Here is an 11915-nt window from a genome sequence, read left to right as displayed (position 1 = left end):
GTTGGCGATCGGGTTTTCGATCGCACTCGGATCCACAGGAAACAGCCGGTTCCAAGTATCTTGACCGACTATGCCGTCGGCCGCGAGGCCTGCTGCTTCCTGGAACTGAGAAACAGCTCTAGCGGTGCTTTGCGAGAAAATCCCGTCTACAGTGTCAGGGTAAAAGCCCAACAATTTAAGAGCAGCTTGGAGTTCGAGCACGGCCTCGCCGCGGCTGCCTAATTTGATTGCGGGGCGGACGATCGCACCTGTTTGAGCGATCGGGCTATTAATGTTACCTTGTTCCGAGGTAGGTAGCTGTGCGGCAGCAGGAGTAGAGGCGATCGATCCCATTAGCAATAAACCGCACAAACTCCAGCCTCCGAGCCAACTCGGAACCTGGCGGGCGTCATTCCAGCTGGCTGTCAAGTTTTGGGACATTGGGAATTCGACCTCTGCAAAACTGGTAGCGATCGTACCTCAAATCAGGAAAAAATTGGGAATTTCGGCAACGAGCAATCTACGGGATGTAACGGATGGATGTTAAGCCAAGAAGTCAAGCGTGAAGATTTTTCCCAATCTCCCCCTCTCCCCCTCTCCCAATCTCCCAATCTCCCCCCCTCCCAATCTCCCCCTCTCCCAATCTCCCCCTCTCCCCCTCTCCCAATCTCCCAATCTCCCCCTCTCCCCCTCTCCCTCTCTCCCCATCTCCCCCCTCCCCTTCCCTCTCCTAAAAAAATTTATGTCTCTCAAATAGCTGCAATTGGCAAAAAAACTGCTAGATTGCCCTACAGAAAACATTGAACCGCGTTCATTGGGCCCCAGCAATACCATGTCCGAATTCAGAACCGCCAGCCAAATAGACATCGGCAACGTCAACATCGGGAACTTCCAAGTCGGCAGCATCAGCGGCACCAAATACAACGACCTCAACGCCAACGGCCGCCCTGATGCTGGAGAAGTCCCAATTCCCAACTGGCAAATCTACCTCGACCTCAACAACAACAGCCAGCCCGAGTTTAACGAACCTTCCACCCTCACCAACCAGCTAGGCAACTACATCTTCGCCAACCTGCCGCCGGGTACTTACCAAGTTAGGGAAGTCCAGCAGCCGAACTTTCGCCAAACTACCCCAAATCCCGCACCCATCACGATTACCAGCGGGACAAACGTTGGCAATATCAATTTTGGCAACAACTTCAACGCAGGGACGATCGCAGGCACAAAATTCAACGACATCAACAACAACAGCAGCCCAGATCCCGGGGAACCAGGGCTAGCTAACTGGCAAATTTACCTCGACCTCAACCGCAACAACAGGCTCGACGGCGGCGAACCCTTTACTTTTACAAACGTTCAAGGCAAATACGCTTTTGTCAATATTCCCGCAAATACATATTGGGTGAGAGAAGTCCAGCAACCGGGTTTTCGCCAAACTACGCCTGACCCCGGCCCGGTTAACGTTACTGCCAACGCCACTGTCAACAACATCAATTTTGGCAATGTCTTTTTTGTCGGCAGCATCAGCGGCTTCAAGTTCAACGACCTCAATGCCAACAGCGTCCGAGACGCAACAGACCCGCCTCTGACCAACTGGCAAATTTACATCGACCTCAACGCCAACGGCAGCCTTGACCCGGGCGAACCCAACACCATCACAAACCCGCAAGGCAACTACACTTTTGCGAATGTTTCCCCGGGCCGATATTTGGTGAGGGAAGTCCAACAACCGGGATGGGTACAGACTACGCCAAATCCAGGCCCGATCGACATAATCGGCAATACCAACGCTGTAGGCGTCTATTTCGGCAACAATTTTCCTACTGGCAGCATCAGCGGCTTCAAGTTCAACGACTTCAACGCTAACGGTATCAAGGAACCGACGGAACCGATAATTGCCAACTGGCCGATTTACCTTGACCTCAACAACAACGGCGCCCCAGATACCAACGAACCTTCGACTTTAACAAACCCCCAAGGTAATTTCTCTTTTATCAATTTGCCTCAAGGCACCTATTTGGTCAGGGAAGTCCCGCAGCCCGGTTTTCGACAAACCACCCCGAATCCGACTCCCATCACCGTGGGCAACGGCACAAATGCCACTAATCTCAGCTTTGGCAATGTATTGGTAACGGGCACAATTAGCGGTGTGAAATTTAACGATTTTAACGCCAACGGCCGCCTAGATCCCGGGGAACCGCCGATCGCCAACTCTCCTATTTACATCGACCTCAACAACAACAGCAGTTTAGATCCGGGTGAAGCGAGTACCTTAAGCGATGTTCAAGGCAATTACAGTTTCCGCAACGTTCCGGTAGGTAGTTATGTTGTCCGCGAAGTTCCGCCGCCGGGTTTCATTCTAACGACTCCGCCTAGGGTGGTTGTTGTCTCGCCAGAGATTCGGGCTAGCAGGATCGATTTGGTGACGCCAGATGCTGAGGGTGAGTCGGCTAAATCCTGGAAAGGCGACCTGCTGACGGATCCCAGCAATTATGCCGGACCCGAACCTGCGGGTAATATTGGGGCCGATAGCTTGCTTTTGAGCGAGGGTCGTGATAGTTATCGAATTAGTGATTTTTTGGTCGATCGACCTGTTGCCAATTTAGGCAATATTCCTAACTTTGGGCCACAGAATCTCGGTTTGGATACTAATGCACAAATCAGTGAATTTGTCAATAAAAATGAATTAATTAAAGGGGCGATCGGGAACTCGGTCAACACTGTGGGCGCGAGAGAGTTCTCGGTTATTTAGGGTGACACAAAGCTCGATCGCCCAGAATCCTAAACAACAGATCAAAATCAGGAAGAGGTGAAAGGGCGATCGCGTGATACCCTAATTGTTGGCAACCTCCAACACTCAAGCCTAAGTTCCGGCAACTCCGAAGCTGGCTTGTATATTGGGTGCAATATGCAGAGGTAGTAGCATCTCTGTAAGTGAGAAACTATCAGGCAATTCCCCCAACCCCGATCGGCGTATGGACAGGCTTAGCCAAGTCAGATCAAGTCCCGTAGCTCGATCGGTGCTGCCGATCGCTGTGCTGGGCGAGCGAGCGAGGCTGCGATCGCCAAGCACAGCTTTCCCAGGACAAACAAGAACGATGCCGGACTCGATCGGAGGGGGAAGTCTGTCTTAGGCTTTTTAAAGCTCGAAACAGCAAGTATCTACGGACAGAGAAGGCGTGCAAATCTTGAAGATGTTGCCCTCAAATTGCCAGGGCTCTTCAAAACCTGATATACTTGCCAGCGACAAAGCTTGAGGCATTGTTGTGTTAGATGGGGAACATTACCTCAAGTGCAGACGTATGTAAAATCGAGTAGCGGTTGTCAGCTATTAGTAAAAACTACTCAGCAACTTACAACCCATACAGTAGTCTGTAATTTACGTGGATTTAGGTGTGAAGGAGAGAAATCATGGCAGAAACTAACGAAGCGCGCAGAGCCAACCAACTACAGCCAGTTGTGGTTGGGAATGCTGGCCCGGCAATTTTAGGAATCAAGTTCCTTGACGTGAACGGGGATGGCATCAGACAGCCAAATGAAACAGGTCTGGCAAACATCCCCTTTCTCCTGGAACCAGCAACAAGCAGCAACGGTGTATTTGATGCTGGTACTGGGGAAGTCTCAACCACGACGGACGCTAACGGCGCGTTCTCATTCATAAATCTTGTCCCAGGTAACTACGTAATCAGGGAAACCATACCTCCTGGTTTGAGTCCAACTACTCCCAATCCCCTCGCTGTCACTCTTGGAAACACAAACGTCAACGTTTTATTTGGCAACACCCCAATTACAGGCAGCCGGATTGTAGGATGCAAATACCTAGACCTAGATGGGGACGGCTTTCGAGATGGCGATGAACCGGGGATTAAAAATGTCAGGATATATATTGATTCCAATGGCAACGGCCAACGCGATGCAGGGGAACTGAACACCCTAACAGACAAAAATGGTGCGTGGTCGTTTAATGTAGCAGCAGGCACGTACAGGATTCGGGAAGAACGAGTCAACGGTATCAACGGACAACCCCTAGAAAGAGATTTCCCCCAAAGCACCCCACCCAACAACATTCCCGTACTGGACGTGACGGTGGCCCCCGGTCAAACCTTTGCCTGCGCTCAAGTTGGCGACACTCCGCTTTATCAAATTGAAGTTAACAAATTTCGGGATATAGACCGCAGCGGCACGCGAAATCTGGTCAATGGAGTTTTGGAACCCCCCATTGCTCGAGTACCTTTCATTTTAGATTTGAACGGGAACGGTGGTTGGGATCAAAACTCCGAACCGATCGCAATTACCGATGCAAACGGAGTAGTTCTCTTCCGGGATTTGCGAGCTGGCAATTATGCAGTGTTGGAAATTTTTCCATCTGTACTGCCTGCTGCAGTAGGTGGCGGTGCCCCAGGAAACCTGAATGCTCCAGTAGCAACCACTCCCAACCCCACTCTGGTTTCAGCGCCAGGGCCGCAGGCACGCTTCCAGGGTACGATCAGCAGAGAGCAACCACTCTTAGTAACAGACGCAACCTATACACTGAAACCAAACGACCCTAAATACGTAGATACCAACCGCGACGGCATCCAACAAGCAGGAGAAGCTTCTATTGCAGCAACGGGTGTACGACCGATTTTTGCAAACACTCCTGTGCCTTTCCCAGCCACTAACCCGTCACCAGCACTTATCTTTACTCCTGTGCCAGCTAATAATGCTTCTGGAGGGAATGCTGGTGTGGGAAACACTAGACCTAACATCACTGTATTCAAATACAATGACCTGAACGCAAACGGTCGCTACGAGCCAGCTCAGGGTGAAGCAGCCCTTAGCGGTGTCTCTGTCTTCCTCGACACCAACAATAATGGGGCTGCGGACGCCGGAGAACAACAACTACAGACTAATGCCCAAGGGAGAGGAGCATTTACCAACTTGGCACCGGGCAATTACACGGTGCGGGAAGTAGTACCGGCTGGTTTCTCGCCTTCTACATCTGCTGTCGTTCCGGTGACTCTCAACACTCAGGACGCTAACGTTACTTTTGCCAATACGCCGAACAGCAACATAACGGGTTGCAAATTCGAGGACTTTAACCTCAACGGCTATCGAGACGGAAATGAACCGGCTATTAGTGGCGTTACTGTCTATCTCGATACCAATAAGAACGGCGCCCTCGATGCAGGGGAAGCCAGTACCACTAGCAATCAGTTTGGTACCTTTGCGTTCAACAATTTGGCTCCCGGTACTTATAACCTTCGAGAGGTAGTTCCTCCTGGTTTCTTCCAGACGACTCAACCGCTGAATATCGTTCTGGGCCCCAATCAAACTTTTACTTGCGCTTTGATTGGCGACTCTCGGCGCTATAATTTGCCAGTTCCAAAATTCCGAGACGACAACCGCAACGGCCTACAAGATGCAGGCGAACCGCCTCTTGCCAATATCCCATTTACTTTGGATTTGAACCGGAACAATCGCTACGATGCAGCAACTGAACCTCTGGTAAGAACGGACGCTAATGGAATTGCTCTGTTTCCAAATTTGTTGCCCGGCACTTACTCGGTTTTGGAAGTCTTCGATGCGAGTGTTAACAACCCGTTCCCGATCCCAACTGGGCCTAATCCTGTTAACTTTAACGTGCCTGGTCCCACTACTACGCCTTCGGTGGTGGTAGCGGCGGCTCCTACCGATCCGTTGACAAACCCCGGCCGTTCAGCGGCGGCTCTGCCAGGGCCCGGCGCAGATAGCTTGCTCGCACCTCAGAGTGGTTTTAGCCCCTTTGACTTAAACCTCGAAACCCAGGCGATCTCGCTGGTTGAATTGTTTTTAGCACAGCAGCGTGCCGATCAATCTCTATTACAGTGGGCCGATACTGCTCCTTCGGCTCCCTTGTTTTAATGTTAGGTTGGGTTTCTAGTTCGAGACTCAGCAATTAGCAACTAGCTTGTTTAAACTGCACGTCAAATCATGTTTTGGCGTGCTTTTTGCTGTTTTGACAATAATTAGAGGCTCGGGCGGCGGGTTTATCGATTTCTTTAATTACCGGAAATATTTTTCGTGAAACCCGCCTCTACAACAAATATATCCCGATGCTCCAAGAGGCCGATTTTACCGACAATCTTTGAGGAAAACTCACAATTTATATAAACCAGCCGGCCACAATCATGGGTTCGGAAGGCGGGTTTATTTATCTCTTTAATTACTGTCTTTAGTCGTAGGGCGCGATCGGCAAAAAGAATGATTCGCTACCCCAAGAAAACCTTTATTTATAGAGTTATAGAACTTAGAGGAATATTTTATGCCAACTCAACAACAAACCAATCCTGCTCAACATCAAGAACAGCGACCCGGTATTGAATCCGAGATGACGCCGCAACCTCAATCCTTTATGGAGGGATATCGCGGTACCGACAAATTGCGGGACAAAGTAGCCTTAATTACTGGCGGAGACAGCGGTATCGGGCGCGCCGTGGCCATCGCTTTTGCCAAAGAAGGCGCAGACGTAGTCATCAGCTATCTCAACGAAGATGAAGATGCTAAAAAAACCAAAGAGGCGATCGAACAACAAGGCCGCCGCTGCATTGCGATCGCCGGCGACATCGGGGATGAAAGCGTCTGTCAAAACCTTGTAGAACAAACAGTTAAAGAATTCGGCCACCTCGACATCCTCATCAACAACGCCGCCGAACAGCATCCCCAAGAAAGCATCGAAGATATCACCGCGGAACAATTAGAGCGCACTTTCCGCACCAACATTTTCTCAATGTTTTACCTAACAAAAGCGGCTCTAAAACACCTACAAGAAGGAAGTGCAATTATCAATACTACCTCTGTCACCGCTTACAAAGGCAATCAACAATTGCTAGATTACTCCTCGACAAAAGGAGCGATTGTTGCTTTTACCCGCTCTTTGTCTCAAAGTTTAGCTGAGAAAGGAATTCGCGTCAACGGAGTAGCTCCCGGCCCGATTTGGACCCCTCTAATTCCCTCGACTTTCCCCGAAGAAAAAGTTGAGAACTTTGGTGCAGATACCCCCTTGGGACGCCCCGGTCAACCCGATGAAGTTGCCCCCAGTTACGTGTTTTTAGCTTCAAAAGATTCGTCTTACATGACTGGTCAAATTTTGCATCCCAACGGCGGTTCTGTGGTTAACGCATAGAAAGGACTTGCCGAGAAATAAAGTACCAGTCAAATAGGGATAATTGTGAACTCCCATTCTGTAAGGTTTCAGAACGTTGCCACTCCGCTAGATACTGTTGTAATTGCTTTGGTAAGTAGGTCATTGCAAAAAACAATAGTATCTTGTAGGGGTGGGTTTTGCTAACAATCACTTCTATAGCGCGTCTGAATGATTTGTCTAAAAAGAAAAGAGCTCAGCTCAAATTCAAGAAAAAAAGGGGGTAGACAAGTAGTTAGTGCCAGCAGCGGGCGCTCCGACTCGCGACAGGAGGCGATCGAACACCGAATCTGCGGGGGCCCGTGAGCGCCCGCAGTCGCGAGTCGGAGCAAAAAAAGGAGAAAAAAATGTTAAACGAGTCAAAAAAAAATAGGATAGACAACTATAGCAATCCTAAATGAGTCATAAATTTTTTACCCCACCCCAACCCTCCCCGATGCCTTGGGGAGGGAGTAAGAAATTCACAAATGATTTAGGATTGCTATAGAAGAGTTGCAAAACTTTATTTCTCCTACTAAAAATATCCCGGAGTGGAATATATTACAGGCTGTTAAGCTGAGATTAAAAGGATTTAGTTATCGAGAAATAGAAAAAAAATTATAGCGGTTCTCAGAAAAGTGAGGTATGCCCTATGCCCTATGCCCTATGCCCTATGCCCATGAGTACCTCATCTTTCTGAGAAAGGCTATAGAATTTTCAACAAGTTTTATTGCACTAACTCACAGAAAATATTTAGCCGGAGGAGTCGCGGCATTAAAGTTAAAATTCCCCGGTTTAAAAAGCTATTTAATATCATGTCCGGTCGATTACCTCCGCTTCGCTTCGCCCGAAATTAGGTTGAAGAACTCAAGCAAATGAATCGACATCAAAAAATGTTGTTAATCTGGGATGGTGCTAGCTACCATAGAGATGAAAAAATGCACTAGCTATTAATGAGGGGAGGGAAAACGACGGTAAATCATATCAATTCCGGTTGTATCGGAATGATTAAACCACAGAGGGCACAGAGGACACAGAGAAAGAGAAGAGAGAGATGCCTAATTCCGATGTCAACGGATTAGATATTACCGTCAGAATGTTCAATAAGTTGTTGTTTATTTTGCCCTTATGGTTCTGAATAAAATCCTGTAGAAAGTATTTGGCTACAAGCTAAATACTTTCTACAGGATTTTATGATCTCTGTAAAACTTTTAGCAGGGTTAAGAAACTATTTCAATTTTTATTGAAGTTTAAAATTTTTACTCCTCCTAAATTCAAAAAATATGATGCTTTTGCACAAATGATTTAGGCTTGCTCTACATATAGCGGTTCTCAGAAAAGTGAGGTATGCCCTATGCCCTATGCCCTATGCCCAATGCCCTATGCCCTATGCCCATGAGTACCTCATCTTTCGCTCGAAAGGCTATAAGCTCATGAATACAAAAGCACTAACGCCAAGTGTTTAAAAGACATAAAGACCTCTAGGAAGTCAGAGCAAGGATTTGTCTGAAAGGTCGGTAACATGGATAAGTTCTGGTTTCTGAATCGGTGTTACTGGCAGAGGTTTTGTAAATGATGAAATGTCTAGTTGTGAGAACTGCTGGACTTGCCAGTGAACGCTTTCAACTCAAGGGCGTCGTGACTACAGAAGAGGCGCACGCTTTTACTTCGATCGACTGATAATGCGCGCAGCCGGTCTTGATTTAGCAACCGAGCCTTGCGGTCTACTTCCATCATCGACTGGTAGGCGCGTAGTGCGGGCGTGCAGCGTCGTGTGGAGGAACCCATCTCGTCTCGGTAAAAGTAGGCATCGCCTGCGTGTAGGAGCCAACCCTCGGGGGTGTCGATCGCGATGCCCGCATGACCCCGCGTGTGACCGATAAGCGGGATGAGCAGAATCTCTGGTGGCAGCCCCTCAAGATCGCGGACTGCCTCAAAACCGAACCAAGGTTCGCCCCCCGCCGAATAGTATTTCCAGTGTTTGACTTCATCCCACTGCCCTGGACGATAGCGCCTTTTTGTGATGAAACCGTGCCGATCGTGCGCAGCATCAAGGAACTGTTCATAACCGTCCAAACTCCTGTTTAACTGCTCCGTAGTCGTGTGTCTGAGCTTGCTTCTGTTTCTATCAGAAAACCTGTGTGGACTGTGGCCTTTTAACTTTTACAATCCTAGGAAGGCAGCAGTGCGATCGCATCTTTCCAAGGACGTATCGCTATTGTGTTTTAGACATCTCGAATAACTCCCAAAGTCTATCCCCGCTTCAGCTTGTTTTCTAGTAGCCTGCCTCCCCGATCCGGCCAGCCAGAAACCAACGCTTAAATCAGAGTTGGAAAATTTTTTAATAAATATTGTCCTAATCACGGATTGAAACTAGAACTTCAAACTCGGGGTTTTCAGGATATGCTTCGGCACGGCTGCGGGTACTATTTGGCGGCCAATGGGATAGACAGTAAGATACTTTGCCAATTCGGGAATTTCACCAGCGGGCTGCCTGTCCGATTTTCCCCGTCTAACTTTTGTGCGATCGGTAATTTTCTGAACTTCCTAGAGTTGCAATTTGCTATCTTAGCCCCTCGGCTTTACCCGATCGAAACACGTACCAGTCAGAAACTTCGGGGGCTACTTGTTTGGCAGGTTTCACCCGCGGCTCTACTGGATCCCTCGTTGGTGAGGTGGAATTGTGCGATCGGCTTTCTTGCTTGGCCGCCCGTCGCTGACGCGCCCAAAGAGCGTATTGATAGAGGTAGGCGGTGGCCACAGGCAAGCAGGAGAGGGCGATAGGTAGTTTCCACATTGAATATTCTCGATCGGATGGTGCAGTAATAATAAGTGCACCAGAGTGGTAAAATTTGTTTTGGCAACTAGAGGTCTTTACCATGAATCTCTTTCAAAAACTAACTTCTCTGACACGTCGAGTACTAATTGTATTGGGTCTTGTTGGTATGCTTGGTATCAGCTTTAGTGCTCCAGCATACGCGGCTACACCTGCTAGATTTGTCTTGGAAACCCCACCCGCCTCCGATCAATTCGTTATTGAACTCACTGATGAGAGTAAGATCCAACAAGCCCGGAATATACTCAAGGGAACCCAGAAAGATGAAACCCATGTAATCGGAAGAATCATAAAAAGACCTGCTGCCTACAATTCAAAATGGAGCTATCAATTAGATCCAGCCTCTATCAGCTTCTTTAGCTTCGCGATAGAAGTTTGTGATGCTAATATTGGGTACGTCGAAGACCACCTTGATGAAGCGGGTGGAGCATTTTTACCAGGTTTGTACTGGTGTCCTTGGAATTCACGGCTAGTTAAGGAAATTCAGTAACCCGAAAACTTTCCTTCAAAAAGCGATCGCATTTTTCTGGAGTTAACACCTTTTGTCGAAGAACCTGGTTTTGCTGATGTAGGCCGGCAATAACTTTTTGTGCCGCATCCAGTTCCTCTTTAAGTCGAGAAACTTCTGCCTCCAGTTGTGCTACTTCAGAATTTTGGAAGGATGTACGTATCTTCTCAACAGCCGGGTTGTGTTTGTTTGACACTCACCGCTCCTTTAGCAGCGGTGATTCTTCCTTCACAGAACAATGCCTCACCAAAGCAGTGCCTTTGCTTGGTCTTACTCGTTCTCCAGAAGCTACCGAGGTATGCCCTACCTCTAACATTCGTAAACCTTCATCTCGGATATTTTTAGCGGCATTGATATCTCGGTCGTGCAAAGTTCCGCATTTAGGACATTGCCAACTGCGAATATCCAATGGCATTTCGCTAGTTCGATGCAAACAGTGATTACAAGTTTTGGAACTAAGAAAAAATCTATCTACTTCTATGTAGATTTTTCCTGACCATTCTGCTTTATATTTCAGCATGGTACAAAATTGTCCCCATCCTAAATCAGCTATTGACTTAGCTAATTTATGATTGCATACCAGGTTTTTCACTGCTAGATTCTCTACCACTATGACTTGATTTTCGTCTACTAATTTACGACTTAGTTTGTGGAGAAAATCTTCTCGACATCTAGTAATTTTCTGGTGTACTTTGGCTACTCTTTTTCTAGCCTTATTGGGGTTGTTAGAGCCTTTCTGCTTCTTAGCTAATCTCTTTTGGTACTTAGCCAACTTTTTCTCATGCTTGCGGTAGTGCTTAGGATTGCCGTGTTTGGTTCCATCTGAGGTAATAGCAAAATGAGTAATACCTAAATCAATGCCTACCACTTTACCTTCCTTAGACAGTTCTGGCTTATCCTTTCCTTCATCAAACAAACAACTAGCATAGAATTCACCACCTTGAGTCATTGAAACCGTGACAGATTTAAATTCACCTTCGGGAATTCTGGATACTTTCCAGTAAACTTTTCCCAGTTTAGGCAATGTTAAATAGTCACCGCTTAATTTCATCTTTTGAGGAAATCTAATTGACTGCCTTTGATGCTTCTTCTTGAACTTGGGATACTTCGCCCTCTTTTCAAAGAAATTGAGAAAAGCACTCGACAAATTATCGGCTACTTGTTGCAGAACTTGGGAAGGTGGCTCTGTTAACCATTCATGCTCTTTCTTGAGTTGTGGGAGCAGTTTGATTATTTCATTTCTGCTTAATCCCTTCCCAGTCTTTTTGTAAGTTTCGGTTGTTAAGTTAAGGCTGTAATTGTAGAACCAACGGCAACAACCAAAAGACTTAACCAGTAAGTCTCTTTGCTCGGTTGTTGGGTAGATTCTATACTTAAACGCCTTGAACATTGCACTTACCAAACTCTAATTACTATGGTAAACCAAAATCAGGCAAATGTAAAGCCGTCCT

At 47.4% G+C, this 11915-nt stretch carries 10 protein-coding genes; 5 read left to right on the top strand and 5 right to left on the bottom strand.

Going from position 1 to position 11915, the window contains the following annotated elements; translation table 11 throughout:
• Positions 1-420 (bottom strand): peptidoglycan-binding domain-containing protein (locus tag ACUVJL_RS18070; RefSeq protein WP_445247124.1); only part of this gene is annotated, 420 nt, incomplete at its 3' end.
• A 391-nt stretch (positions 421-811) separates the two neighbouring features.
• On the opposite strand from ACUVJL_RS18070, the gene ACUVJL_RS18065 reads away from it, so the two are divergent.
• The 4 genes from ACUVJL_RS18065 to ACUVJL_RS18050 all read left to right on the top strand — a co-directional run bounded on the left by ACUVJL_RS18065 (position 812) and on the right by ACUVJL_RS18050 (position 7123).
• The gene (locus tag ACUVJL_RS18065) at positions 812-2731 is read left to right on the top strand and encodes an SdrD B-like domain-containing protein (protein WP_445247123.1); all 1920 of its coding nucleotides are present in this window, start codon (positions 812-814) and stop codon (positions 2729-2731) included.
• 223 nt (positions 2732-2954) lie between these two features.
• Positions 2955-3113, top strand: a complete 159-nt coding sequence (locus tag ACUVJL_RS18060; protein ID WP_445247122.1) for a hypothetical protein — start codon at positions 2955-2957, stop codon at positions 3111-3113.
• A gap of 277 nt (positions 3114-3390) precedes the next feature.
• Entirely contained in the window at positions 3391-5862 is a 2472-nt protein-coding gene (locus ACUVJL_RS18055; protein WP_445247121.1) for an SdrD B-like domain-containing protein, read from the top strand.
• Positions 5863-6262: 400 nt separating this feature from the next.
• Positions 6263-7123 (top strand): SDR family oxidoreductase, encoded by an 861-nt coding sequence (locus ACUVJL_RS18050; protein WP_445247120.1) that lies wholly within the window; start codon positions 6263-6265, stop codon positions 7121-7123.
• 1581 nt (positions 7124-8704) lie between these two features.
• Here the strand turns inward: ACUVJL_RS18050 and ACUVJL_RS18045 are convergent.
• Both ACUVJL_RS18045 and ACUVJL_RS18040 read right to left on the bottom strand, forming a co-directional pair.
• Positions 8705-9196, bottom strand: a complete 492-nt coding sequence (locus tag ACUVJL_RS18045; RefSeq protein ID WP_445247119.1) for a hypothetical protein — start codon at positions 9194-9196, stop codon at positions 8705-8707.
• Positions 9197-9683: 487 nt separating this feature from the next.
• Complete coding sequence (locus ACUVJL_RS18040) at positions 9684-9917, bottom strand: hypothetical protein (RefSeq protein WP_445247118.1); 234 nt, start codon at positions 9915-9917, stop codon at positions 9684-9686.
• A gap of 82 nt (positions 9918-9999) precedes the next feature.
• On the opposite strand from ACUVJL_RS18040, the gene ACUVJL_RS18035 reads away from it, so the two are divergent.
• A complete protein-coding gene (locus ACUVJL_RS18035) occupies positions 10000-10446 on the top strand; it encodes a BP74-related protein (RefSeq protein WP_445247117.1) in 447 nt (148 codons plus the stop codon).
• Here the strand turns inward: ACUVJL_RS18035 and ACUVJL_RS18030 are convergent.
• Positions 10430-10660 (bottom strand): hypothetical protein, encoded by a 231-nt coding sequence (locus ACUVJL_RS18030; RefSeq protein WP_445247116.1) that lies wholly within the window; start codon positions 10658-10660, stop codon positions 10430-10432. The genes ACUVJL_RS18035 and ACUVJL_RS18030 overlap by 17 nt on opposite strands.
• Positions 10661-11854: an RNA-guided endonuclease InsQ/TnpB family protein gene (locus ACUVJL_RS18025; protein ID WP_445247115.1), complete on the bottom strand. Its 1194-nt coding sequence runs from the start codon at positions 11852-11854 to the stop codon at positions 10661-10663. It abuts the gene before it with no gap.
• Positions 11855-11915 lie beyond the last annotated feature (61 nt).

This window comes from Microcoleus sp. OTE_8_concoct_300 (assembly GCF_031383065.1).
Classification (GTDB): domain Bacteria; phylum Cyanobacteriota; class Cyanobacteriia; order Cyanobacteriales; family Microcoleaceae; genus Microcoleus.
Note: the sequence above shows the minus strand (reverse complement) of the source record. Positions and strands in the feature narration are given on the sequence as shown.

What these genes read in the sequence shown, in the direction of transcription:
- ACUVJL_RS18060 (WP_445247122.1), top strand. Translation starts at nt 2,955, where the DNA reads ATGGACAGGCTTAGCCAAGTCAGATCAAGTCCCGTAGCTCGATCGGTG.
- ACUVJL_RS18040 (WP_445247118.1), bottom strand. Translation starts at nt 9,917, where the DNA reads ATGTGGAAACTACCTATCGCCCTCTCCTGCTTGCCTGTGGCCACCGCC.
- ACUVJL_RS18065 (WP_445247123.1), top strand. Translation starts at nt 812, where the DNA reads ATGTCCGAATTCAGAACCGCCAGCCAAATAGACATCGGCAACGTCAAC.
- ACUVJL_RS18055 (WP_445247121.1), top strand. Translation starts at nt 3,391, where the DNA reads ATGGCAGAAACTAACGAAGCGCGCAGAGCCAACCAACTACAGCCAGTT.
- ACUVJL_RS18050 (WP_445247120.1), top strand. Translation starts at nt 6,263, where the DNA reads ATGCCAACTCAACAACAAACCAATCCTGCTCAACATCAAGAACAGCGA.
- ACUVJL_RS18035 (WP_445247117.1), top strand. Translation starts at nt 10,000, where the DNA reads ATGAATCTCTTTCAAAAACTAACTTCTCTGACACGTCGAGTACTAATT.
- ACUVJL_RS18025 (WP_445247115.1), bottom strand. Translation starts at nt 11,854, where the DNA reads ATGTTCAAGGCGTTTAAGTATAGAATCTACCCAACAACCGAGCAAAGA.